Consider the following 23,025-nt stretch of genomic DNA (forward strand, 5'->3'; position numbering starts at 1 on the left):
TCTATTTTATTTAATTCTTAGTGAATTTGAAACTTTTTCCGCTGATTTTAATAATATAAATTCCTTTCGTGAAACTGGAAACATCAATTGATTTTGATGGAATATATTTCCCGGATTTAATTAATTTTCCATCTACTGAAAATACCTGGTAACTTTCTGTTCTAGATATTCCTTTGAAGTTCAATTCATTTTTTACCGGATTTGGGAATAAAATCATTTCATCCTTCAATGCTGAACTGATCGCCAAAGCAGGATCAAAAGTTACGGTAGAATTCTTTTGAACGATCTCCAGTTCTCTATTAAACGAAACACCCGCAACCTGAAAGTTGACCAATTTTGAAAATGACTGATTGTTTGACGTATTTTCCAGAACTAAATCTGCGGTTTCTCCATTGGTTCCTGTAACTCTGATCGGCAAAGGCAATTCAAAAAAAATGACTGACGGATCGCTTTGTGTTTGAGACACCAGAAATTTAACATCCTGATTGTCAACTGGCTGATTCCATTTAATGTTGTATGTTGGATAACCTTCGCCATAAATCCAGTCATTAAAAAAGCCCGAAAGATCCTTTCCTGTTGAAGTGAGAATCTGAGTTTTAAAATCTTCTGTCGTTGCATACTGGTAAGCAAATGCCGGATTTGAAGTATAATCTTTCATCATCTGATAAAAAATCTCATCACCCAAAATCCACTTTATCATTCGCAAAACATAACCGCCTTTAATATAAGACAATCTTCCGCTGAAAACCGTCGGGATACTTCCCAAATCAATGTCGCTCACATAAATTTTTCCATTCGGCAGACTTGTGATCGTGTTGATCTGATTCGATAAATGGGCTAAAAACTCTTCGTGCGTCATCATATTTTTCTCGAAAATAAGCTGTTCCGCAAACGTCGCAAAACCTTCGTTCAGCCAGGCTTCATTCCAGGATCCACACGTAATTTTATCACCAAACCACTGGTGAGAAAGTTCGTGCGCAATCGTTGATCTGGCAAAAGAATTCATAGATGACATGGTTTGATGCTCCATCGCTGCTCCGTTCACAGCAAATTCCATGTGTCCATACTTTTCGCTGGAGAAAGGATAAGGTCCGAAATAAGTTTCAAAAACCGTCATGCATTGTTTTGTCCATTCTAAATTGGATTGTATCGTTGGATTCGCGCTCGTGTCTGGGTAAATGTAATTGACGTAAGGAAACGAGGTAGTTCCAATTACATCATTTGTTTTAATGAAATCACCGATTGACACCGCAATTAAATAAGCTGCTGTGGGATATTGCGTCCGCCAGAACGTGATTTTTTTATTTCCCGGAAGTAAATTCTCCGACATCAACAAGCCGTTCGCAGCAACGCTGTATTGATCAGGCGTTGTAATTTTTAGATCGAATTTTTCAATCTTATCGTTCATACTTTGCTTTGTGGGAAACCAGTTTTGGGCGCCGTAAGGTTCAGATAAAGTCGACAAAACAGGACTTCCGTTGTGGGTAGAAACATAGAAAGAAGTTCTGCCCGTATTATCGGGAACGCCGGAGTATCTCACGGTCAAAGAATTCAGCGTGTTCGCAGGCAAAGAAGCCGGAAAATCAATTTTTAATTCCTTGGTTGATAATTGCTGAAAATTTAAATTTATTCCGTGATAAAGCACTTCGGAGACAGGAATTTGGTCGGTAAAATCAAAATAAATTCCCGACATGATCTGATTCGATAAAAAATGAGAAGTCACCGAACCCGAAATCTGCAAAACCGCGGGATCTAATTTCACCTCCATTCTTTGGTATTTGAGATCGTAATTTAACGTGTTTGGATTCACATTATAATTGATCATTTTTTCGTAATTCCCCAATTCTCTTTCGACCAGATCTTTATTTTCTGAGTAGACTTGAGAAGTTACCGAAATGGAAAAAAAAATTGCAATTAAAAAGAAATAGAGCTTTTTCATGGTCTGAAATTTAAATTAAAGATAAAAAAAACACCTGACACTCAGTCAGATGTTTCATTGTTTTGATAATTCAGGGAACTAATATTTGCCTTTCCACTTTTTCTTCAACTCTTCGGCGATTTTATTTTCGGTCGTATTTTTTCCGGGTTCGTAAAATTTAGTGCCTTTTATTTCTTCCGGCAGAAACTCTAAGTCAACAAAATTACCTTCGTGGGAATGGGCATATCCATAATTTTTGCCATAATCCAGATCTTTCATCAATTTAGTTGGTGCATTTCTTAAATGTAACGGAACGGGAAGATTTCCCGTTTTTTTTACGAAAGACATCGCTTCATTGATTGCAGAATAAGTAGAATTGCTTTTCGGAGAAACTGCTAAATAAACCGCCGTCTCGCTCAAAATAATTCTGGCTTCCGGATTTCCAATGATGTTGACCGCCTGAAAACAATTATTCGCCATGATCAAAGCGTTCGGATTTGCCAGACCAATATCTTCGGAAGCTAAGATCAGCATTCGTCGTGCAATGAATTTAATATCTTCGCCACCGACCAACATTCTTGCCAGCCAGTAAACCGTACCGTTTGGATCAGAACCGCGCATCGATTTAATGAAAGCCGAAATAATGTCGTAATGCTGTTCTCCATTTTTATCGTAAAGCGCCATTGTCTCCTGCAAAACATCGAGCACATCTTGATTCGAGATCTCCTTTTTATCTGAATTTTTAAATTGGTTTAAAACATTTTCTACAGAATTAATAAGCTTTCGCGCATCTCCACCGGAATATTGAATAAAGGCCTCTTTATCTTTTATTTTGAAATTGGTCTGTTCGCCTTCATTGTATTTTTTTAAGGTAATGTCTGCCAGCTCTTCCAGTTTTTCGAAGGTCAGAGATTTTAAAACATAAACCTGACTTCTGGATAAAAGCGCGGAAACAACTTCAAAACTTGGATTTTCTGTGGTTGCACCAATAAGAACGATCCAGCCTTTTTCTACTGCATGAAGCAGAGAATCCTGTTGGGATTTATTGAAACGGTGAATCTCATCAATAAATAAAATGGGTGATTTTCCGGAAAAGAGATTTTGCTTTTTGGCTTCCTCAATAACTTCGCGGACATCTTTTACACCGCTTGAAACTGCGGACAATTTATAGAATTTTCGTCCTGATTTTTCGGATATAATTTCTGCTAACGTTGTTTTTCCGGTTCCGGGTGGACCCCAAAGAATGAGCGAATTAATAGCATCATTCTCTAACATTTTGCGAATGGTGCCGGTCTTTCCCGTTAAATGCTCTTGCCCAAGAACCTCATCTAAAGTTTTCGGACGCATTTTCTCGGCAAGCGGAGTGTTGGAATTCATTCTGCAAAATTGCGATTTTTTTCAGACTTGGTTGGAACTTTATGGGAAAGAAAACTGAGAATACGTTAAATTAAGTTTTGCCACGAATGCACGAATATTTTTATTTTTTGGTAATGTTTTACAGTAATTTCTATCTAAATAATTTCTTTTGATCTCTTTATTCAAAAGGAATACAGAATTTTAAATCCTATTTTATGGTTAAATTTACTGCGTGTTTTTTCGCACAGATGGCACAGATTTTCACAGATGGAATTTTTTTATGGTATTAAATAATTTGAATGATAGAAGTAGATTTGGAAACTTTTGTTTATGATTTGAGAACCGTTTTTTGGGAGAAGTATTTCTTCTTTTTTAAAAAATACTTTTTGTACTAAATCGTAATCTGCGTGAGGGCGGAGGCAATTGTTGGAGCTCTTTTTATTGGCGGCTGGAAATGCGTTGGCGGAAAAAAGCGACTTGCCGCAGACCGACCCCAGCTTTGGAGGGCGTTAAGAGTGCGTCGAGCACTGTTAACGCTGGTTTGGAAAGGGTCACGCCCAAATCTTGTGCTTTTAACAGATGATGCGCCAAATCTTTGGGAACGTTTTTGCCATTGACTTGTAAAACAAATGTATACAGAAATTATTTCCAGTTAGATAAAAAGGATTATTTTTGCACCGCACATGACGCAATATGTTCAACAAAATCATCACATTTCCTCTGGTTGTTCTGATAAAAATTTATCAGTGGTTTATTTCACCCTTACTTCCAAATAACTGCCGGTACGAACCAACCTGCTCCAGTTACATGGTAGAATCGCTTCGTGTTTATGGGCCAATTAAAGGATTATGGTTAGGCGCGAAAAGAATCGCAAGATGCCATCCGTGGGGAGGCGAAGGTTACGATCCGGTGCCAAAGAAAGAGGTAAAAAACTGATTTTGAATTTTATAAAATCCATGAAATATTGATTTTTGAACGTGTGACGTTAACTATTGAATTTTTGAAATAAATTATATGCTGACAATACTTTACTCGACCTGGGATCCATCTACAGGAATACATTTAGGCCCCGTTACGCTGCACTATTACAGCTTAATGTTTATTTTAGCCTTCGGATTGGGATACATGGTGATGACCAAAATTTACAAAATTGACAATGTAAACGTCAATTACGTGGAACCACTTTTTACCTGGACCTTGATCGGAACCATTTTGGGAGCTCGTTTAGGTCACGTTATTTTTTATCAGCCCGAACTTTTTAGAGAAGATTTCTGGTCTGTATTTTTGCCGATCCGCACGAAACCTACTTTAGAGTTTACCGGATTTTCTGGATTAGCGAGTCATGGGGCGACGATCGCATTAATTTTTACAACGCTTTATTATTCATTTAAGATCATTAAAAAAAATCCATTCTGGGTTTACGACAGAATTGGAATTCCCGTTGCTTTGGGCGGTGCATTTGTTAGAATTGGAAACTTTTTCAATTCCGAAATCATTGGAAAAGCTGCACCCGAAAACTCTCCATGGGCGGTTTTATTCCCACAACAAAGTTCTGAATATGGTCCGATCGTTCCACGATATCCCACGCAGCTTTTTGAAGCTACAGGCTATTTTTTACTTTTCGTTTTGCTTTGGATCCTGTACCGATATACCAAGAAAAAATATCAGCAAGGCTGGCTTTTTGGATTGTTTTTCATCATCCTTTGGGCAGTAAGATTCTTTGTAGAATATTTAAAAGAGCCACAAGGCGACGAGTTTATTCACTTTGCTGGTTTAAATACGGGTCAGATCCTTTCGATACCATTTATGATCGCTGGATTTGTAATCATGTTTACCTCGAAAAACAGAATGATCACGGAAGAAGAAAATTCGAAACCAGAATAACTTCATTCGCAAAATACATGCAATCCTTTCAATTTATTTGGAAGGATTTTTTATGCCAAAGATTTAAAAACATTTCCTATCTCTTCAATTAAATCGGTTGGAAGCATTGCTTCTTTAGAAAATTTTTGAGCCGCCAGATCACCGGCTTTTCCATGCAACCAAACTGCAAATAACGCTGCATTTTTAGATGAATAATTTTGCGCCAGAAGAGCGGTCACCATGCCTAATAAGGCATCACCGCTTCCACCTTTTGCCATACCCGAATTGCCCGTTACATTATAGAAAACTTGCCCTTCAGGCGTGACCACCTGCGTGTGATGATCTTTCAAAATGATAAAAATTCCGTACTCATTGGCTTTTTTTTGCGCTAAGTCTAACCGCAGAAATGAATCTTCTGTCTTTCCGAAAAGTCTTTCAAACTCTTTTGGATGTGGCGTAATGATGGATTTTTTTGGAATCAACTCTAAGTTTTCAGGATTTTTCGAAAGAATATTTAAGGCGTCTGCATCTAAAACTAAGGGTTTACTGTAACCTTCTAAAAATTTAAAAAGAGCTTTTTCCGTCTTCTCACCGTTGCCTAAACCCGGACCAATTCCAACGACATCTTTTTCTTCAATTTGGATCTTATCTATAAAATCATTTCCTCCAGGAATGAACATGGCTTCCGGGCATGTCGTCTGCAAAATATCGTAACCACATTTTGGAGCGTGCGTTATGGTGATCCCACTTCCGGATTTCAAAGCCGATTTGGTAGCCAGAACTACTGCCCCAATTTTTCCAAAACTTCCGGCGACAATAAGCGTTCTGCCAAACGTACCTTTGTTTGAAAACTCATTTCTGGGTTCGTAGATCTGACGAATAAGATCATCATCGATCACAAAATTGTCAGAAGGTTCATTTTCAATAAATACGGAACTTAAGCCGATATCTAAAATATGGACTTTCCCACAAAACTTTCCCGTTTCCGGATGGAGAAATGATCTCTTCCAAAACTGAAAACTTAAGGTTTCATCTGCTTTAAAAACGATGGTATCTTTCTCAATATTTCCATCAGCAAACAAACCGGAGGGAATATCGATGGCGATTTTCGGATAATTAAGCTGGTTGAGTTCCTTAATCAAAATGGCATATTTTCCGGTGATCTTTCTGTTTAATCCTGTTCCAAAAAGTGCATCAATAAGAACTGCATTATTTTTAAACTGAAAGTTTTCTACTTCTCCAAAATCAAAAAATTTAATTCCGGAAATATCTTTTGCTTTTTTAAAATTACTTTGTGCCTGCTCCGACATTTTTGTTTTTTCCACTTCAGAAAAGATATTAACCTCATAACCTTTCTCGTAAAGCAACCTCGCAATCGCAAAACCATCACCACCATTGTTGCCGCTGCCACAAAACAGATAGAATGTTTCCCTTTTTCTGAAATGGTTTTGTAGCCATTCTACACATGATTTTGCAGCACGCTCCATTAAATTAAGGGCGGAAACCGGCTCATTTGCAATCGTAAAATCATCAAGATTTCTAATTTGGTCTGCAGAAAAAATTTTCATTTGGAATTTATTTCGTTGTTTAAATTTAATGAAATTTATATTGAGGTTTGTCTCAAAATGGATATATCTTACCTCAAAAAACAATAAATTTCGAAAAAATTCTTACTTTTACTTATTAACATTAAATAAACACAATCATGGGATTAGTTCAGGAATTTAAAGCATTTGCATTCAAAGGTAATGTAATGGATCTTGCAGTAGCAGTAATCATTGGCGCTGCATTTGGTAAAATCGTTTCTTCTTTAGTCGCAGATGTAATTACCCCACTTTTACTAAATCCCGCATTAAAGGCAGCGGGTGCAGAAGACATTGCAAAACTCTCCTGGAACGGCGTCATGTACGGAAATTTCCTGTCTGCTGTTATTAGTTTTTTATGTGTTGCTATCGTTTTATTCCTGGTAATAAAGGCAGCGAACAAAATGAAGAAACCCGCACCGGCACCAGCGCCAGCCGGACCAACTCAGGAACAATTATTAATTGAGATCAGAGATTTACTAAAAAACAGATAACAAATTTTTCATACCTAACAGAAACCCGAAATTTGCTTTCGGGTTCTTTCATTTTAATTTTTTCAGCTTATTTCCGGGAGAACATAGAATAATCCCGCAGAAATAGTCAAAAAAAAGAACGCATCAAACGACGCGTTCTTTATATATTTTTGGAGTCAGACGTTTAGTAAACCTGCAAAATACTGCAGATCTGATCCGCTAAAGAAATTCCAATTCTGTCCTGCGCTTCTAAAGTGGAAGCTCCGGTGTGCGGCGTTAAAGAAATTTTCGGATGCGTTAAAATTTCTTTTGAAGGAGTTGGTTCGTTAATAAAAACATCTAAACCCGCAAAAGCCACTTTCCCTGAATTCAAAGCAGAAACTAAAGCTTGTTCATCGATCACTCCACCTCTGGAACAATTGACGATGGCAACACCGTCTTTCATCATTGCAAATTCTTTTTCACCGATCATGTATCCGTCTTTCTGCGCCGGGACGTGAAGCGTAATAAAATCTGCGATCTTCAAAACTTCCTCCACAGGTTCCGTTTCAATATCGACATTAATGAACTGGTTGTTGTAGAATTTTACCTTAATGCTTGCGCGACCAACGTTACTGTCGGCTGCGATTACGCGCATTCCTAAACCGAGGGAAATTCGCGCCACTTCCTGTCCGATTCTTCCCATACCGATGATACCAATAGTTTTACCGCGAAGTTCGATTCCTTTTTCGTAGGATTTTTTCAATTTTGCAAATTCAGAATCACCAACAACGGGCATTTTTCTGTTGGAATCAGGTAAAAATCGTGCTCCGGAAAACAAATGTGCAAATACCAATTCCGCTACCGACTCCGAAGATGCTGAAGGTGTATTAATAACATGAATATTTTTGGAACGCGCATAATCAACATCAATATTGTCCATTCCTACTCCACCTCTGCCGATAATTTCAATACTCGGACAAGCATCAATTAATTCCTTTCTTACCTGCGTCGCACTTCTTACGAGAATGGTTTTAATTTTATTTTCATTAATGTAATCGATTAAAAAGTCCTGTGGGACATTCTTTGTAATTACCTCAAAACCTTTTTCGGTCAAGGCATCAATTCCTGATTGGTCTAAACCGTCGTTTGCTAATACCTTCATATACTAATCTTTAAAAACTTCTATTGTTACTTGTTTCTCTATCATATCGGTAAATTTACCTTTGTACCTTGTCGCCTTCACCAAATGATTATCGATCCAGTGGTAGTTTCCGCCCCGCGGTTTTCCGCAAAGAACGCTGTGGTACTTAAAGCCGTGTTTATCGAGCCAGTCGATGGTGATCTGTTTTAGATTTTCGGTACGCGAAGTAAAAAAACAGATAATATGACCTTGGTCGTACCAACGGTTAATTGTTTCTAAAGCGTCGGGATAAGGCACACAGTCCACCATTCTCTCGGGTTCTTCATTCGGGACATCATCGGTAATCGTGCCATCGATATCAATCAAATAATTCTTGATATCTCCTTTTAGCATTGGACTTAAATGATCTTTATATTCTAATTCCATGATCAAAATTTTAAGGTGCGAAATTACGATTTTTCATTGATTTACAGCAGATTATCTTTCCGAACCCGATTTATTTGGGCAATCCCTCTCCAACGCAACGATCCAGCAGCTCGGGCCGGGCTCTCCGCTGCAATTCCTCACGCCACAACTTTGCCCATTCCTGTTCCGGGATTTCCGCTACGATCCCTATTGCGAAATTGATTTTCAAAATTAAATGAGTTTTAGAAAAGAAATTTTAATTCTTCTTTTTAAGAAAAACATAAATCTTTCACAAAAATTTTACCACCTAAGTTTTAAAACTTATTTTTGTGTGATATGGAAGAACAAGTAGTTTTAGTTTCCGAAAACGACGAGATCCTCGGTCTGATGGAAAAAATGCAGGCCCACGAAAATGGAATTCTGCATCGTGCTTTTTCGGTTTTTTTGTTTAATGAAAAAGGCGAAATGCTTTTGCAAAAACGTTCATCCAACAAATACCATTCTCCAAATCAGTGGACAAATGCAGTTTGTTCCCACCCAAGAAATAACGAAACTTATTTAGAAGGTGCAAAACGACGTATGAAAGAAGAATTGGGAATCGAAGCCGAGCTTAATCCAAAATTTCATTTTATTTATAAAGCAGATGTAGGACAAAATCTTTGGGAGCACGAGTTAGATCATGTTTTCACCGGAGATTTTAATGGCGACGTACAAATTAATCCAGAGGAAGTTTCGGAAGTTCGGTATATTTCTATGGAAGTGCTGGAAAAAGAAATGCTTGATCATCCGGAAAATTTTACGGAATGGTTTAAGATTATTTTGAAAGAATATAAGGAACATTTGTGATAGCAGCTGGGTGAAGGGTGTTTAATGATTGATGTAGATTGTCGATTAAAAATTCTTGAAAATCCAAATCAATGATTTTCTAGCCCCGATTGAAACGGCATCCTTTTTCTTAGAAGTGGAGGAAAAAGATATAGTGAAAAGCGGGTACAATCTTTGGGAAAGGCTAAAAATTTTGTTGCTCCTGAAAAAAAAAATAAATTAATAAAAATAAAAGATGAATAAGACGGCTTTGTACGATAAACACGTTTCTCTGGGCGCGAAAATGGTACCTTTTGCAGGTTTCGATATGCCTGTGCAATATTCCGGTGTTACGCTGGAACATATGGCAGTGCGTGAAAAAGTAGGTATTTTTGATGTTTCGCATATGGGTCAGTTTTTTGTAGAAGGTCCTTCTGCAAAGGATCTGCTGCAATATGTAGGAACCAATGATGTGAATTCGCTGGAAGATGGAAAAGCACAGTACACGTGTTTACCCAACGGAAATGGAGGAATCGTAGATGATCTGATCGTTTATAAAATGAATGATGAAAAATATTTCGTGGTGGTAAATGCTTCGAATATTGAAAAAGACTGGAATCACATTTCAAAATACAATGAGAAATTTGGAGCGAAATTAACGAACGCTTCGGATGAAATGTCGCTCATCGCAATTCAGGGCCCGAAAGCTGGCGAAACCTTACAAAAACTGACGGATATAAATCTCGCTGATGTTCCTTATTATCATTTTACTGAAGGTAAGATCGCAGGCGTTGACGATGTGATCATCTCAAATACCGGTTACACCGGAAGTGGCGGTTTCGAAATTTATTTTAAAAATGAAAGTGCCGTAAAAATCTGGGAAGCTTTAACTGAGGCGGGTTCTGAGTTTGGCCTGATTCCTTGTGGATTAGCCTCCAGAGATACTTTGCGTTTAGAAAAAGGATTCTGTTTATACGGAAATGATATCGATGATACAACTTCTCCGCTTGAAGCAGGTTTAGGCTGGATCACGAAATTTGATAAAGATTTTGTGGATAAAGAAAGATTCGCAAAACAAAAAGAAGAAGGAATTACCCGGAAACTGGTTGGTTTCGAAATGCAGGAAAGAGCCATCCCAAGACACGATTATCTGGTTGTAGATGCAGAAGGGAATGAAATCGGGAAAGTAACATCAGGAACAATGAGTCCTGTGAAAAATATTGGAATTGGTTTGGCCTATGTAGACAAATCGCATTTTAAAGTGGATTCGGATATTTTTATTCAGATCAGAAATAAAAATGTACCCGCGAAAGTAGTAAAGTTACCTTTCGTATAAACCAAGTTGGTAAAGAAAAGGATATAGCAGGTGAAATTTTAGCCTGCTTTTTTTGTGTGGCATTATTTTCGCAATCTTTTTTTGAACATTAAAAAAATCACATTATGTCTACTCTTAATAGAAGTATCGCAGGTTTAGCCGGCTCTCTGGCACTTACTGCAGCACACCAGATCTTTAAAAAATATATAAGCGGAGCACCAAATCTGGATCAGGTGGGTGAAAAAGCACTTAAAACTACTTTGGGCGCCGTTGATATGGATCTTCCACATGAAGACCAGGTTTATGCTGCCGCAATGGGAGGAAATATCTTATCGAATGCAGTTCTATTTGCCACTTTGTCAACCTCTACCACGACTTCGGAGATATTGGCTAAAACTTTGGGAACAGGATTATTAGGCGCTGCGGGAACAATTGGTTTAGCAGATCAAATGTTGGATCATAACAAAGCGACCAATACCGATCAAAAAAAATGGATGACAACCGGATATTATCTTTTTGGTGCCATTGTAAGCATTGGAGTTTATAACTGGCTGGAGAAAAGCAAGACAAAATAAAGCAGAAAGCGTTTCATCATTATTTGAAGGAACGCTTTTTTATTTGGGTAAATGTTGGAAACAGAAGTTGTTTCCAATTTTTGTTTTGCGTTTGCAGCGTGCTCCAGCTTGAGTATGGGCGAAACATTGATTTTGAGAATTAATTCCAGCAGTCTTTTTTGATTTTGAGACGATTCCGATCGTCGTCCGAAATGGAGGTTTGCATATTTTACAAGGCGTTAAACCACTCTTCACCGCTCTATCAACGGTAAGTGCAGAAGAAACATTTTTCACCATTCTACAACCTGACAAATGATACTTTTCGCCAGACGGTGTTTTGTAAACTGTTTGTGCTGATAAATTAAGTGACAGTAAAATAAAGAATAAAAATCGGATCATTTACTTTCGAAAAAGTGATGTAGATTCTCCAGATTCTTCTTTTCATTTCCTGCGAAAATTTCTTTATCAGTCAGAAAAACCGGTCTCTTCAGAAAGGAGTAATGTTCTAAGAGCAATTTCTTAAAATCTTTTTCTTCCAAAAATTTCACCTCAATATTTTGCGCTTTTATTTGTATCGATCTTCGACTGAAGAGTGCCTCATAGGATTGCGTTTTCCGGAACATTTCTTCCAATTCCTCTTCTGTTACGGGCTTACTCTTGATCTCCCGAAGTTCCCAGTCTGAAAGATCGAACTGATTTAAAATTTTGGTACAGGTTCCGCAGGTTTTAAGATAAAAGACTTTCTTCATTCTGTAAATTTAAAAAAATCGAGGGAATATTTTTTACGTTTCCGTTTAAAACCAAAGCATAAGTCAGATATAAGCGACAAAATTTTATTTATAAGACAAAGTTTCCACCCAAACCATTTCTAAATATTAACTTTGAGAAAATTTATTTTATGCAGACAAAAACGGTTTTTCAGTTCATATCCGAACCCAGCGATGTAAATTATGGCGGCAACGTACATGGCGGAAGTGTAATGAAATGGATCGATCAAGCCGGTTATGCCTGCGGAAGTTCCTGGAGTTCCAGTTACTGCGTCACCGTTTATGTTGGCGGCATCCGTTTTTATTCACCTATAAAAATTGGTCATATCGTAAAAGTAGAAGCCGAAGTTATTTACACCGGAAAAACGAGTATGCATATTGCCATCAACGTATTTTCGCGGAATATTAAAAGGAAAGATTTCGAAAAGAAAACACACTGCATTATTGTATTTGTGGCTGTAGATGATGAAGGAAATTCGCTTCAGGTTCCAAAATTCACCCCTTCTTCGGAACAGGAAAAACAGATGGAACAATATGCAATTAAATTGATGGATCTGCGGAAACAGATCGAAGACGAAATGAAGCCTTTTATGTAAGAAAACACCTGATCTCAATTTAAATCTAAATAATTATCAATGAAAAAAAGAATTTTATCTATTGCCACTTTGGCGCTCATGACTCAGCTTAATGCTCAAATTTTCAACAGCGGTTTCGAGAATAATAACGGAACTCCACTTTCAGCCTACAAAACGGTTAATGTTGATGGAAATATGGTAGCTGATTGGGCGCCAGTTCAGGATTTCAACACAGAAGCCTGGATTCAGTTTTATGACGGTTTTGATAACAAAATTGCATTCAGCACTTCTTCTTATGATCCGGCTGGAACGTCGAATGACTGGTTAATTACGCCATCTATCACTATTCCAGCGGATGGTAATCCAACACTCTACTGGAAAGCCAAATCTTATGATTTTGAATTTACAGATTCTTACGACATCAAAATCTCCGAAACAAATAATCAGATCGAAAGTTTTACCGCAACGGTTTTAAGCGTAGAAGGTGAACAGGCCTACGATTTTAATTCCAGAAGTCTAGATCTTTCGGCCTATAAAGGGAAAACGATTCATCTGGCGTTCGTTAGTAAGACAACAGATGGTTATTTTTTAGCTTTGGATGATTTGTATATGAGTAATTCGGCAAATTGTTTAATGCCGGATTTATCAGGCTTTAATGCAACGAATTTAAATAACAAGAATTTTACAGCAAACTGGTCAGAATCTCCAGGGATCAACACTTTTGATGTAGGACTCACGAATTTTGTAACGCCTGTTTCTTCCAAAGGAATTCAGACAGCGATGACGAAAAACTTCGACAATCTTCAACCGGGAACGCGCTATCAGTTCTTTTTGAAAAATGCTGATTGTGGTTCGGGTTGGGCTGGTCCAAAATCTGTTTTTACAGCGGCTGATCTTCCTTATTCCTATGATTTTGAATTTACGGCAGAAAACTATGGTGAATACGATTCAGATGGATGGACTTCCGGAACCTGGATCAATGGAAGCGGAACTTCTGCGCAAACCGGTGAAGGTTACGTTTTCAATAATACGAGCAAAACATTCCCGAAAAATGACTGGATCTTTTCTTATCTTATAAAAATGCTGGCGAATGAAACCGTAGAAATCAAGTATTTTGCACAAATGGGCTCTGAAACCGCTTCACCAGCAACCTTAAAAGTTAGCGTCGCAACTGCGCCGGAAAAAGAATCGATCACGGAGGAATTAAGTTCAAACCAGATCAGTGGAAATGTTTATTCCGAGTATACGTCCACTTTTACTGCAGCTGCAGAGGGCGTTTATTATTTCGGTTTTGGAAATGTGACCGCGCCCGTTGCGAATAACGCTGCGTTAAGACTGGATAATATTCGGTTTTTGAAAACAAATCTTGCTGTTTCGGATGCTATGAAAAATCAGATCCAATTTTATCCTAATCCAGTAAAAGATATTTTAAATATCAGTTCTTCTGAAAAAATTGAAAAAACAGAAATTTACAGCATCGACGGAAAATTGCTGAAAACAGTTTTAAACAATGATCGCATTGATTTTTCTCAAAATCCAAAAGGTCTTTATCTTATCAAGATCTATACAAAATCTGGAATTCAGACTCAGAAAATAATAAAATAATTTATACTTTCAAATCCTAAAGATCCGTTTCAAAATTTTTGAAACGGATCTTTTTTTGATTAAATACGCAAACTGTGTAATTTTTAATTCTTTTTAATCCAAGGATATCTTTTAATCAGTTTATAAATTTCAAACCACAATACGGACAGAATCGCGGCAGAAGTTGCGGTTAAAAGTTGTTCAATATTGAGAGCAGTCAACTTGAAAAAATTTGAAACCGGCACAACATACAGCATTACACCCAAAATAAGTATTGTTAAAGTAGTAATGATGACCAGAAGAATATTCTTATTTTTAAAACTTTCAAACATCGAATAGTAAAAAGATCGGTTCGCTAAACTGAGCAAAATATTAGCGAAAATCAAAGTCGTGAAAACCATTGTTCTTGTCAAAATTTCATCACCGCCACTTCGGTAAGTCAGTTGGTAAATAAACAAAACTCCCGCTGTAATTGCCAAACCTTGAATGATACTTATGAGCAGTTCCCGCCAGGTAAGAAAAGTTTCCGTAATCGGCCGTGGTTTTTGCAACATGGTATTTTTTTCCATCGGTTCATTTTCATAAACGATTGAACAGGTTGGACCCATCACCAATTCTAAAAAGATGACGTGAACCGGCGTGAAAATTTGCGGAAAAACCCAACCCAAAAACAGTGGTAACGAAACCGTCAAAATAATTGGAATATGTATGGAAATAATATATTGGACGGCTTTTTTGATGTTGGTATAAATTCTTCGTCCGGCTGCAATGGCGATCACGAGTTTTCCCAAATCGTCGTTGGTTAAAACAACTGAAGCAGCAGCTTTTGCGATTTCAGTTCCTTTCTCTCCCATTGCGACTCCGATGTGTGCAGCTTTTAAAGCAGGTCCATCGTTTACGCCATCTCCGATCATGGCTACTATTTCACCATTTTTTTTTAAAGATTCAATTACGCGTAATTTTGCTTCCGGAAACATTCTGGTAAAAAGAACTTTTTCATGAGCAATTTTCATCAATTCTACTTCGGAAAGATTTGCAATTTCGTCCCCATTAATCGGATCTGAAGCATTTGGAATTCCAGCCTGAATGGCGATGCTTTCTGTAGTTTGTGCATTATCACCGGTGATGACTTTAATTTTTATTCCGGCTTGCTCTATTTGTTTGAAAACATTTTGGATATCTTTTTTTGGCGGATCGTAGAAAACCACCAATCCTAAAAATTCAAAAGAAATTTCCTGCTGTTTCAAAGGGAAATTATCGCCTTTAAAATTCGATTTTCCCACGCCTAAAAGTCGGTATCCTTCTTTACCAAAAATCTCCATCTCTTTTCGAATCGCGGATTTTTGAATTTCTGAAACGTTGCAAACATTGATTATTGCTTCAGGCGCTCCTTTAGCAGCAACGATTCTTTCGCCTTCATTATTTTCAAAAAGATGTGTCATCATCGGTGGTTTTCCCTCTAATGGATATTCATGAAACATTTTATAATACGGCCGTAAATCCTCTTTTTGTGTTTCGGTGTAAACCTGATGGAGTGTTTTTTCCATAGGATCAAAAGGAACGGGTTCACTACTCCACATCGCATATTGTATGATTTCTGAGACCGATGTATCACTAAATTCTTTGTCATTGAAAACACGTTCTGTTTTAAAATCATAAACTGCTTTTAAATGCATCGAGTTTTCTGTGATCGTTCCTGTTTTATCGGTGCAGATCACGGTTGTGCTTCCAAGTGTTTCTACAATGCTGCTTTTTTTAATAATAATTCCTTTGCGCATAAGCTTCCAGGCTCCAAGTGCCATGAACGTGGTAAAAGCAACGGGAATTTCTTCTGGCAGAATCGACATTGCTAAGGTCAATCCATTCAATAATGAATCTACAATATTTCTGGTATGATAGTAATTTACGGCACAAACTGAAAGGAAAACTACAATCCCAACAATTGCCATGTATTTCAGGAAACGTTCGATCTGTATTTGAAGCGGCGATTTTTCCTCTTTATTATTGAGAATAGATTCCCCAATTTTTCCAAGCTTCGTTTCCTTTCCAATTTTTTGTACTTCGAAGACCGCCAAACCTGAAACGGTAGAAGTTCCGCTGTAAACCTGTTTATCTTCCGACTTACTGTCTTTAAAAACAGAAAAACTTTCGCCCGTAAGAGAAGATTCATTGACGGAAAAATCATTGCTGTGAACGATTACTCCATCGGCGTTGATCATTTTACCTTCCTCTGTAACACATAAATCACCAACTGCAATTTCACGCGTCGGAATCTCTAAAATTTGATTGTTCCTAATGACTTTACTCAAAGGCTCGTTGAGCTTTTCTAAAGCTTCCAGTGCTTTTTTACTTCGGTTATCCTGATAAAAGGAAATCCCCGACACTAAAACAATCGCCAGTAACATAAAAAGTGATTCGCCATAATTACCAACGACCAAATAGATGACCGCAATAATGATGAGTAGAATCAACATCGGTTCCCGGAAAATATCGAATAACAGTTTCAGCCAACTTGCTTTCTCCGTTTCCTTAAGTTGGTTATACCCAAATTTTTCACGGGAAGTTTGAAGTTCAGCGTCTGTAAGACCTTTTAAATAATCGGGAATATTTAAATTCATAAATTAAAATTTCTTAAAATAAAGATAGTGAAAATGAAATCCCTTATCTCATCTAAAGATCGTTTAATCGAAAGGATTGATAAATATTAGGTAAAAAACATCTCGAAGAATTAGAAACCGATTTTTAATCAAAAAAACTCCCTACATTTCTGAAAGGAGTTTGTTATCAATTATTTTCTAATCTTTATCTGGCAATATTCACAGATCTCGTTTCCCGAATTACGGTAACACGAACCTGTCCTGGATAGGTTAATTCATTCTGAATTTTTTCTGAAATATCATACGAAAGTTGCGCAGACTGATCGTCGGTAACTTTTCCGCTTTCTACCATAACACGAAGTTCTCGTCCCGCCTGGATCGCATAAGCACTGGAAACGCCGTCGAAACTTAAAGCTGCAGCTTCCAGATCTTTTAATCTTTGGATATAAGATTCTAAAACCTGTCTTCTTGCTCCCGGTCTCGCTCCAGAAATCGCATCGGCAACCTGAATGATCGGGGAAAGCAATCCTGTCATTTCCACTTCGTCGTGGTGAGCTCCAATTGCGTTAATAACTTCCGGACTTTCACCGTATTTCTCAGCCCACTGCATTCCTAAAAGTGCGTGTGGAAGTTCTGATTCCTGTTCCGGAACTTTTCCTATATCGTGTAATAAACCGGCTCTTTTCGCCAATTTAACGTTCAAACCTAATTCTGCAGCCATTGTGGCTGCGATGTTGGCAACTTCTCTGGAGTGTTGCAATAAATTCTGGCCATAAGAAGAACGAAATTTCATTCTACCTACGATTTTTACCAATTCCGGGTGAAGTCCGTGAACTCCTAAATCGATTACTGTTCTTTTACCAACTTCAATGATCTCTTCCTCGATCTGTTTTTTCGTTTTATCAACAACTTCTTCGATTCTCGCCGGGTGAATTCTACCATCGGTTACCAAACGGTGAAGAGAAAGTCTTGCGATTTCCCGTCTTACCGGATCGAAACATGAAAGCAAAATCGCTTCCGGCGTATCATCAACAATAATTTCTACGCCTGTAGCAGCTTCTAAAGCACGAATATTCCGGCCTTCTCTACCAATAATCCTACCTTTTACCTCATCAGATTCAATGTTGAACACAGACACGGAATTTTCGATCGCCTGTTCTGTACCAATTCGCTGAATGGTTTGGATCACGATTTTCTTGGCTTCCTGTTTTGCGTTTAAATGAGCTTCTTCCATGATGCTTTGAACGTGTGCCTGAGCTCTTGTTTTTGCTTCTGCTTTTAAGGCTTCAACCAATTCGTGTTTCGCATCTTCTGCAGAATATCCTGAAATTCTTTCGAGGATCTCAACTTTCTGAGCCACAACGGCGTCTAGTTCCTGTTGCTTTCTGTCTAAGATGTCGTGCTTTTTGCCGTACTCTGTAACCTGGCGGTCTAAGTCTTTTTCTAATTTGCCAGCTTTGCTAAGATCATCATTAAGTTTTTGCTCTTTATCTTTTACTCTTTTTTCAGAATCCTGCATTTTCTTTTCTCTGGACTGAATGTCTGCATCGTGCTGAGATTTCAGTTCCATAAATTTTTCTTTTGCCTGAAGGTGTTTGTCCTTCTTAATGGATTCGGCTTGTACAGTTGCTTTTTCTATAAGGTTTTCGGCATTTTTCTTCGCATCTTCTACGATGAATTTTGCTTTGGCGTTAAGACCGCTTTTGGAAAATAACATTCCAATTACTGCTCCTAAAACCAGGCAAACAATACCGATAATAATCGCTGTTGTTGTCATATATTTTTAGTTTTAATGTTCATAATTTTATATTTAGTGTGTTAGTTGAAGGTTCATTAAAGTAAAACCTACAAACTTTTTATACATTTATTTTGAAGGAAAATAGTCCTTCAAAACGTTGATTATTCGACAAAAAAAAGCCCACAATAATTCAAGATATAGAGTAAACTCCTTATCAACACGATTTGAACTGTTTTTTATTTTCTGTAATCCGAGCAAGTCGGCGCGCCATTAAATAAACATTCGTTCGGCAATTGTATAGCGTTGAGTTTACCTGTAATGTGTTAGAACTATTGTAGGCAGTTGTTTTCCGGAAAAGAAAAATCTACTTTTCCAGCTCCTCCAGCATCTGATTAATTTTCACTAATCTTTCGTTGGAAGCATTTATATTCTTTTCGTTGCTGAGTTGCGAAACTTCGGCGTTGGTCCCTAATTTTAAGGCACACATTGCTAAAGCATCCTGTTTATCTCTAACGTCAAAATTCTGTTCAAAATCTTTAATCATGGCTTCAATACTTTTACCGACTTTCCGAAGGGTTTCTTCTTCGGCGGCAGGTACATTCAGCGGATAATTTCTTCCGGCTATGTTGATGGTAATTCTTCTTACTTCCATTACAAACCGCTGTTTTGAAGTTCTGCAATACAGTGATCCACTTCTTTCATTAGCCTGTTGATATGATTTTTCATCAGCCGGTTATGATCTGGATTTCCTGACAGTGCGGAATAAAGCTTTATATTTTTTTGTTCTTCTGCTAAAACCTGATTGCTTTTTCTCCCCTCTTCATATTTCTTCTTCAATTCTTCGTGCTCCTGGGATAATTCTAAATACTGCTCGGTGAGATTCTGATAATTTTTGCTGATATTCAAAATCTTCTTCTCTAAAACCGAAAAATTATTATCTAAATCTTTGAGCATTTTCAGGCTTAATTAATTCTAACTATTTAGCAAAAATATAAAATTTAAATGTGAATTGATGGATTATTCAGGACTAATTTAGGAATATGTTGAAATAACAAAAAGAGAAGGCAATATTTACCTTCTCTTTTATAATATTTGTGATGGATTTTTTACTCGAATTTAAGAACGAACATAAATGCCCGGCTTTTTGCACTCGAAATAGCATCTGTCCAGTAAGGTGGCGTGCCTGGATTATCGCCCACCATTTCATCATTCATCATAAAGGTACCACGAAATCCCGGAGTCAATTTAAATCTGCTGAAATAAAATTGAATTCCAAGTTCTGCAGTCCAGGCAAAATTGCTGGATGTGGTGCGAAATAAACCTTGTGAATTATCATCTGGAGCATTGCTGTTCGCCTGTAGATTCATCATCCAGTTAACTCCTGCCGCAGCGTATGGGCGGGAATTATACCAACGGTCGCCATGAATTTCTATCAATAATGGAAGATCAACATAAGTAGATTTTACAGTTCTCAATTTATCAGCATCGGTAAGTAATCGCGGCGTAAATGGTGCATTTGCCGGAGTTCCACCTGCATACTGATCATTCGATTGCGTATCGAACATTACTTCGCGCTCAACAAACTGCAATCCCGGTTCGAATCTTAAATCGAAATTATCATTCAAACGAAGTTTCCCAATAAGTCCAGCACCAAAACTGTAAGAAGATTTTGTCTGAACCAAACTTTTCTGACCATCCATCCCAAACTTTGGATCTAAAACCAGTTTGTAATCGAAATTATTGGCTGCGAGATAAAAACCGTAACTGAATTTTTGATTATCGAAACCCTCCAAATTATCCATTCGGTCTTTTGTACGGAAGAGTTGCGCATTCACGATAGTTGCAAAACAAATTGCGGTAATGATGTTCGTTTTTAATAATGATTTCCACATACTATTTGGTTGCCTTATAAATCGTTGCAATGCCTAAACTTTGTTTTTTATATTCTACAGTTTTAAAACCTGTATTTAAAAGGATCTGTTTCATTTTCTCCCCAAAAGGGAAAGCGTTCACCGAATCCGGAAGATACGTATATGCTCTGCTGTCTTTGGAGATCAGTTTACCAATTCTGGGCAAAACATTTTTGAAATAAAACATGTAGAAAGGTCCTAAAAAACCTTCAACTTTAGAAAACTCCAGAATATAAACACTTTTATTTTCTTTAACTACTCTTTTTAATTCCGCTAAACCTTTCTCTAAATTTTCGAAATTACGAACTCCAAATGCAACGCAAACAGCATCAAATTTATTGCTTTCGTAGGGCAAATTTTCAGCGTCCCCCTTCTCCATCGTGATCTGGTCGTCTAAATTAAGTTTTTTAATTTTATCAATACCAACATTAAGCATAAGCTGAGAAAGATCTAAGCCAACTACTTTCGCTCCAAGTCCTTTATTCACAGCAATCGCAAGATCACCGGTTCCGGTCGCAACATCCAGTACAATTTTAGGCTCATCATCACTCATCCATTTTACCAAAGTATTTCTCCAGAGCACATCAATTTTCATAGAAAGTACGTGGTTCAGCAAATCGTATTTCGGCGCAATATTGTCGAACATTTCTTCGACTTCTTTCTTTTTACCGGCTTCTGTGTTATAAGGAGTAACTTGATTCAAGGTGCGTTATTTAAAATTTGTAATATTCTTTATAGTAATTCAAAAAATCCTGTTTCCGGAAAATCTTGCTTCGAGACTCTATTTTCTGAACGTTTTTTACCACTTTATCGTAGTCTTCGTCAATATTAAAATAGAAATCATCTGTATATAATTTATTGAAAAGTTTCGGCGTATTTACGTAATTCTTTCCATCGATCTCTGTAGCTTTCCGGGCTACGATAAGTGAGTCCTTATTCAGGCCGTAACCATAGAACTGCTCATTGATGTAATAATCCTGGTGCGCAATATTTAATAAACCTCTTACCTTATTCACCGTAAAAGCGGAATCGTAAAGCAATCTTTTCTGCCCGTCGAAAACTTTGATCTGATTCTTTCCTTTTTTGAGGTCAATTTTTACATTTTGGTTTGCCGCAATAATGCTTTCAGAACCGTTATTAATTTTGAAGTAGAAGGTATTGTCTGTCGGATTATCTACAAGAAATTCATTTTTTTTTGCTAAAAACAAAAAGTAAATTCCGAACGCAATAAAAACGGTAAGAAGAGAGATGACTAAACCTTTCGTGGAAGCGCTGATTTTCATAAAATTGTTTAAAAAAACTTTTGCAAATTTAATAATAATTTTGTTTTAAGCTGGTACAATTTTAATTCTTAACTTTGCCCTAAATTTTCAAGTTAAAATATGGCCAACACTATCATTATAGGTTCAGGAAGTTATCTTCCAACCAAAGTTATCGGGAGAGAACATTTCAAAGATGATGTTTTTTATACCGATGAAGGCGAAAAAATTGATAAGCCTAATGACGAGATCATTCAAAAGTTTGTAGAAATTACCGAAATTGAAAACCGCCGTTATCTTGAAGACGATGAATTTAATTCAGATCTTGGTTTCCGTGCGGCAACAGAGGCGATCGCCGATGCAAAAATCGATCAGGAGGACTTAGATTATATTATTTACGCAAGTAATTTTGGCGATGTGAACAAGGATGGAATGACGAATTTCATGCCTTCGATGTCTGCAAGAGTTAAGAATAAATTAGGAATCAAAAACAGAAGATGTGTTAATTACGACATGATCTTCGGTTGTCCGGGCTGGGTTGAAGCGATGATTTTGGCAGATACCCTCATCAAAGCTAAAAAAGGAAAACTTATTTTAGTGATAGGCTCAGAAACGCTAAGCAGAGTTGTTGATAAATTCGACCGTAACAAAATGATCTTTGCCGATGGCGCAGGAGCTGTTGTTGTAAAAGCGACAGACGACGAAACCGTAGGAATTATTGCGGATTCCACCATTTGTGATAACGGACTGGAATTAAATTATCTGGAAAACTCGCCTTCTCTAAAACCAGATGAAGATCGACGACCACTCTATATAAGAATGCACGGCAGAAAAATCTACGAATATGCATTGAAGCATGTTCCGGACGCCATTAAAGAAACCATCGACAAAGCGGGTTTAACCTTAGATGATATCGATAAAGTTCTTATTCATCAGGCGAATGCGAAAATGGATTACGCCATGATCTCCCGCCTTCACAAATTATACGGTAAAACCGATTACGATCACGATGTTGCGCCAATGACGATTCAGGATCTTGGTAATTCTTCTGTGGCAACGATCCCGACGATGTTTGATCTAATTTTGAAAGGAAAATTAAATGGCCATTCTTTTAAAGATAAAGGCAATATTGTCTTTGCTTCCGTTGGAGCAGGAATGAATATTAACGCGATCGTTTATAAATTTCCGTAATCAACGTATT

23 protein-coding genes are annotated in these 23,025 nt (G+C 37.4%); 9 read left to right on the forward strand and 14 right to left on the reverse strand.

Features of this window, described 5'->3' with window-relative positions:
• Positions 1 to 10: 10 nt before the first annotated feature.
• Complete coding sequence (locus tag ACZ9HT_RS12895; RefSeq protein ID WP_476040898.1) at positions 11 to 1,939, reverse strand: M1 family aminopeptidase; 1,929 nt, start codon at positions 1,937 to 1,939, stop codon at positions 11 to 13.
• Positions 1,940 to 2,017: 78 nt separating this feature from the next.
• Complete coding sequence (locus ACZ9HT_RS12900; RefSeq protein ID WP_476040899.1) at positions 2,018 to 3,295, reverse strand: replication-associated recombination protein A; 1,278 nt, start codon at positions 3,293 to 3,295, stop codon at positions 2,018 to 2,020.
• A gap of 672 nt (positions 3,296 to 3,967) precedes the next feature.
• Between ACZ9HT_RS12900 and yidD the strand changes: the two genes are divergently transcribed.
• A complete protein-coding gene (gene yidD / locus ACZ9HT_RS12905; RefSeq protein WP_476040900.1) occupies positions 3,968 to 4,210 on the forward strand; it encodes a membrane protein insertion efficiency factor YidD in 243 nt (80 codons plus the stop codon).
• A gap of 78 nt (positions 4,211 to 4,288) precedes the next feature.
• Positions 4,289 to 5,158 carry a prolipoprotein diacylglyceryl transferase gene (gene lgt, locus ACZ9HT_RS12910; RefSeq protein ID WP_476040901.1) on the forward strand — a complete coding sequence of 290 codons (870 nt, stop codon included), beginning with the start codon at positions 4,289 to 4,291 and terminating at the stop codon, positions 5,156 to 5,158.
• 50 nt (positions 5,159 to 5,208) lie between these two features.
• On the opposite strand, the gene ACZ9HT_RS12915 is transcribed toward lgt, so the two are convergent.
• Complete coding sequence (locus tag ACZ9HT_RS12915) at positions 5,209 to 6,705, reverse strand: NAD(P)H-hydrate dehydratase (RefSeq protein ID WP_476040902.1); 1,497 nt, start codon at positions 6,703 to 6,705, stop codon at positions 5,209 to 5,211.
• Between the two features lie 137 nt (positions 6,706 to 6,842).
• Here ACZ9HT_RS12915 and mscL point away from each other — a divergent pair, with 137 nt between their 5' ends.
• Positions 6,843 to 7,214 carry a large conductance mechanosensitive channel protein MscL gene (gene mscL, locus ACZ9HT_RS12920; RefSeq protein WP_476040903.1) on the forward strand — a complete coding sequence of 124 codons (372 nt, stop codon included), beginning with the start codon at positions 6,843 to 6,845 and terminating at the stop codon, positions 7,212 to 7,214.
• Between the two features lie 163 nt (positions 7,215 to 7,377).
• Here mscL and ACZ9HT_RS12925 read toward each other — a convergent pair whose 3' ends face one another.
• Positions 7,378 to 8,337, reverse strand: coding sequence for a D-2-hydroxyacid dehydrogenase (locus ACZ9HT_RS12925; protein WP_476040904.1), 960 nt, complete (start codon positions 8,335 to 8,337; stop codon positions 7,378 to 7,380).
• Between the two features lie 3 nt (positions 8,338 to 8,340).
• Positions 8,341 to 8,742 carry an LNS2 domain-containing protein gene (locus tag ACZ9HT_RS12930; RefSeq protein WP_476040905.1) on the reverse strand — a complete coding sequence of 134 codons (402 nt, stop codon included), beginning with the start codon at positions 8,740 to 8,742 and terminating at the stop codon, positions 8,341 to 8,343.
• Positions 8,743 to 9,057: 315 nt separating this feature from the next.
• Between ACZ9HT_RS12930 and idi the strand changes: the two genes are divergently transcribed.
• The 3 genes from idi to ACZ9HT_RS12945 all read left to right on the forward strand — a co-directional run bounded on the left by idi (position 9,058) and on the right by ACZ9HT_RS12945 (position 11,415).
• Positions 9,058 to 9,567, forward strand: a complete 510-nt coding sequence (gene idi, locus ACZ9HT_RS12935) for an isopentenyl-diphosphate Delta-isomerase (protein WP_476040906.1) — start codon at positions 9,058 to 9,060, stop codon at positions 9,565 to 9,567.
• Positions 9,568 to 9,781: 214 nt separating this feature from the next.
• On the forward strand, positions 9,782 to 10,861 hold the full coding sequence (gene gcvT, locus ACZ9HT_RS12940) for a glycine cleavage system aminomethyltransferase GcvT (protein ID WP_476040907.1): 1,080 nt from the start codon (positions 9,782 to 9,784) through the stop codon (positions 10,859 to 10,861).
• A gap of 104 nt (positions 10,862 to 10,965) precedes the next feature.
• Positions 10,966 to 11,415, forward strand: a complete 450-nt coding sequence (locus ACZ9HT_RS12945) for a hypothetical protein (protein WP_476040908.1) — start codon at positions 10,966 to 10,968, stop codon at positions 11,413 to 11,415.
• Positions 11,416 to 11,454: 39 nt separating this feature from the next.
• On the opposite strand, the gene ACZ9HT_RS12950 is transcribed toward ACZ9HT_RS12945, so the two are convergent.
• Together ACZ9HT_RS12950 and ACZ9HT_RS12955 are read right to left on the reverse strand one after the other, a co-directional pair.
• The gene (locus ACZ9HT_RS12950; protein ID WP_476040909.1) at positions 11,455 to 11,793 is read right to left on the reverse strand and encodes a hypothetical protein; all 339 of its coding nucleotides are present in this window, start codon (positions 11,791 to 11,793) and stop codon (positions 11,455 to 11,457) included.
• Entirely contained in the window at positions 11,790 to 12,143 is a 354-nt protein-coding gene (locus ACZ9HT_RS12955) for an arsenate reductase family protein (protein ID WP_476040910.1), read from the reverse strand. The genes ACZ9HT_RS12950 and ACZ9HT_RS12955 overlap by 4 nt, the downstream gene beginning before the upstream one ends.
• A 149-nt stretch (positions 12,144 to 12,292) precedes the next feature.
• Here ACZ9HT_RS12955 and ACZ9HT_RS12960 point away from each other — a divergent pair, with 149 nt between their 5' ends.
• Together ACZ9HT_RS12960 and ACZ9HT_RS12965 are read left to right on the forward strand one after the other, a co-directional pair.
• Positions 12,293 to 12,757 (forward strand): acyl-CoA thioesterase, encoded by a 465-nt coding sequence (locus ACZ9HT_RS12960; RefSeq protein WP_476040911.1) that lies wholly within the window; start codon positions 12,293 to 12,295, stop codon positions 12,755 to 12,757.
• Positions 12,758 to 12,796: 39 nt separating this feature from the next.
• Complete coding sequence (locus tag ACZ9HT_RS12965; protein WP_476040912.1) at positions 12,797 to 14,341, forward strand: choice-of-anchor J domain-containing protein; 1,545 nt, start codon at positions 12,797 to 12,799, stop codon at positions 14,339 to 14,341.
• 83 nt (positions 14,342 to 14,424) lie between these two features.
• Here the strand turns inward: ACZ9HT_RS12965 and ACZ9HT_RS12970 are convergent, their stop codons facing one another.
• From ACZ9HT_RS12970 to ACZ9HT_RS13000, 7 genes are all read right to left on the reverse strand, one after another.
• A complete protein-coding gene (locus ACZ9HT_RS12970) occupies positions 14,425 to 16,938 on the reverse strand; it encodes a cation-translocating P-type ATPase (RefSeq protein ID WP_476040913.1) in 2,514 nt (837 codons plus the stop codon).
• Between the two features lie 184 nt (positions 16,939 to 17,122).
• Positions 17,123 to 18,694, reverse strand: coding sequence for a ribonuclease Y (rny, locus tag ACZ9HT_RS12975; RefSeq protein WP_476040914.1), 1,572 nt, complete (start codon positions 18,692 to 18,694; stop codon positions 17,123 to 17,125).
• Positions 18,695 to 19,019: 325 nt separating this feature from the next.
• A complete protein-coding gene (locus ACZ9HT_RS12980; protein ID WP_476040915.1) occupies positions 19,020 to 19,307 on the reverse strand; it encodes a cell division protein ZapA in 288 nt (95 codons plus the stop codon).
• Positions 19,307 to 19,609: a hypothetical protein gene (locus tag ACZ9HT_RS12985; RefSeq protein WP_476040916.1), complete on the reverse strand. Its 303-nt coding sequence runs from the start codon at positions 19,607 to 19,609 to the stop codon at positions 19,307 to 19,309. Before ACZ9HT_RS12985 ends, ACZ9HT_RS12980 begins: the two co-directional genes overlap by 1 nt.
• 152 nt (positions 19,610 to 19,761) lie before the next feature.
• Positions 19,762 to 20,547, reverse strand: coding sequence for a type IX secretion/gliding motility protein PorT/SprT (gene porT, locus ACZ9HT_RS12990; protein WP_476040917.1), 786 nt, complete (start codon positions 20,545 to 20,547; stop codon positions 19,762 to 19,764).
• Between the two features lies 1 nt (position 20,548).
• Positions 20,549 to 21,268: a bifunctional demethylmenaquinone methyltransferase/2-methoxy-6-polyprenyl-1,4-benzoquinol methylase UbiE gene (gene ubiE / locus ACZ9HT_RS12995; RefSeq protein WP_476040918.1), complete on the reverse strand. Its 720-nt coding sequence runs from the start codon at positions 21,266 to 21,268 to the stop codon at positions 20,549 to 20,551.
• A 10-nt stretch (positions 21,269 to 21,278) separates the two neighbouring features.
• The gene (locus tag ACZ9HT_RS13000) at positions 21,279 to 21,848 is read right to left on the reverse strand and encodes a hypothetical protein (protein ID WP_476040919.1); all 570 of its coding nucleotides are present in this window, start codon (positions 21,846 to 21,848) and stop codon (positions 21,279 to 21,281) included.
• Between the two features lie 99 nt (positions 21,849 to 21,947).
• Between ACZ9HT_RS13000 and ACZ9HT_RS13005 the strand changes: the two genes are divergently transcribed.
• Entirely contained in the window at positions 21,948 to 23,015 is a 1,068-nt protein-coding gene (locus ACZ9HT_RS13005; RefSeq protein WP_476040920.1) for a 3-oxoacyl-ACP synthase III family protein, read from the forward strand.
• Positions 23,016 to 23,025: the final 10 nt, after the last annotated feature.

The sequence above is a fragment of the Chryseobacterium sp. UYP7 genome (genome assembly GCF_056279225.1).

Excerpts from the sequence above, each read along its gene's own strand:
- ACZ9HT_RS12895 (WP_476040898.1), bottom strand. The coding sequence starts at position 1,939 with ATGAAAAAGCTCTATTTCTTTTTAATTGCAATTTTTTTTTCCATTTCG.
- ACZ9HT_RS12900 (WP_476040899.1), bottom strand. The coding sequence starts at position 3,295 with ATGAATTCCAACACTCCGCTTGCCGAGAAAATGCGTCCGAAAACTTTA.
- yidD (WP_476040900.1), top strand. The coding sequence starts at position 3,968 with ATGTTCAACAAAATCATCACATTTCCTCTGGTTGTTCTGATAAAAATT.
- lgt (WP_476040901.1), top strand. The coding sequence starts at position 4,289 with ATGCTGACAATACTTTACTCGACCTGGGATCCATCTACAGGAATACAT.
- ACZ9HT_RS12915 (WP_476040902.1), bottom strand. The coding sequence starts at position 6,705 with ATGAAAATTTTTTCTGCAGACCAAATTAGAAATCTTGATGATTTTACG.
- mscL (WP_476040903.1), top strand. The coding sequence starts at position 6,843 with ATGGGATTAGTTCAGGAATTTAAAGCATTTGCATTCAAAGGTAATGTA.
- ACZ9HT_RS12925 (WP_476040904.1), bottom strand. The coding sequence starts at position 8,337 with ATGAAGGTATTAGCAAACGACGGTTTAGACCAATCAGGAATTGATGCC.
- ACZ9HT_RS12930 (WP_476040905.1), bottom strand. The coding sequence starts at position 8,742 with ATGGAATTAGAATATAAAGATCATTTAAGTCCAATGCTAAAAGGAGAT.
- idi (WP_476040906.1), top strand. The coding sequence starts at position 9,058 with ATGGAAGAACAAGTAGTTTTAGTTTCCGAAAACGACGAGATCCTCGGT.
- gcvT (WP_476040907.1), top strand. The coding sequence starts at position 9,782 with ATGAATAAGACGGCTTTGTACGATAAACACGTTTCTCTGGGCGCGAAA.
- ACZ9HT_RS12945 (WP_476040908.1), top strand. The coding sequence starts at position 10,966 with ATGTCTACTCTTAATAGAAGTATCGCAGGTTTAGCCGGCTCTCTGGCA.
- ACZ9HT_RS12950 (WP_476040909.1), bottom strand. The coding sequence starts at position 11,793 with ATGATCCGATTTTTATTCTTTATTTTACTGTCACTTAATTTATCAGCA.
- ACZ9HT_RS12955 (WP_476040910.1), bottom strand. The coding sequence starts at position 12,143 with ATGAAGAAAGTCTTTTATCTTAAAACCTGCGGAACCTGTACCAAAATT.
- ACZ9HT_RS12960 (WP_476040911.1), top strand. The coding sequence starts at position 12,293 with ATGCAGACAAAAACGGTTTTTCAGTTCATATCCGAACCCAGCGATGTA.
- ACZ9HT_RS12965 (WP_476040912.1), top strand. The coding sequence starts at position 12,797 with ATGAAAAAAAGAATTTTATCTATTGCCACTTTGGCGCTCATGACTCAG.
- ACZ9HT_RS12970 (WP_476040913.1), bottom strand. The coding sequence starts at position 16,938 with ATGAATTTAAATATTCCCGATTATTTAAAAGGTCTTACAGACGCTGAA.
- rny (WP_476040914.1), bottom strand. The coding sequence starts at position 18,694 with ATGACAACAACAGCGATTATTATCGGTATTGTTTGCCTGGTTTTAGGA.
- ACZ9HT_RS12980 (WP_476040915.1), bottom strand. The coding sequence starts at position 19,307 with ATGGAAGTAAGAAGAATTACCATCAACATAGCCGGAAGAAATTATCCG.
- ACZ9HT_RS12985 (WP_476040916.1), bottom strand. The coding sequence starts at position 19,609 with ATGCTCAAAGATTTAGATAATAATTTTTCGGTTTTAGAGAAGAAGATT.
- porT (WP_476040917.1), bottom strand. The coding sequence starts at position 20,547 with ATGTGGAAATCATTATTAAAAACGAACATCATTACCGCAATTTGTTTT.
- ACZ9HT_RS13000 (WP_476040919.1), bottom strand. The coding sequence starts at position 21,848 with ATGAAAATCAGCGCTTCCACGAAAGGTTTAGTCATCTCTCTTCTTACC.
- ACZ9HT_RS13005 (WP_476040920.1), top strand. The coding sequence starts at position 21,948 with ATGGCCAACACTATCATTATAGGTTCAGGAAGTTATCTTCCAACCAAA.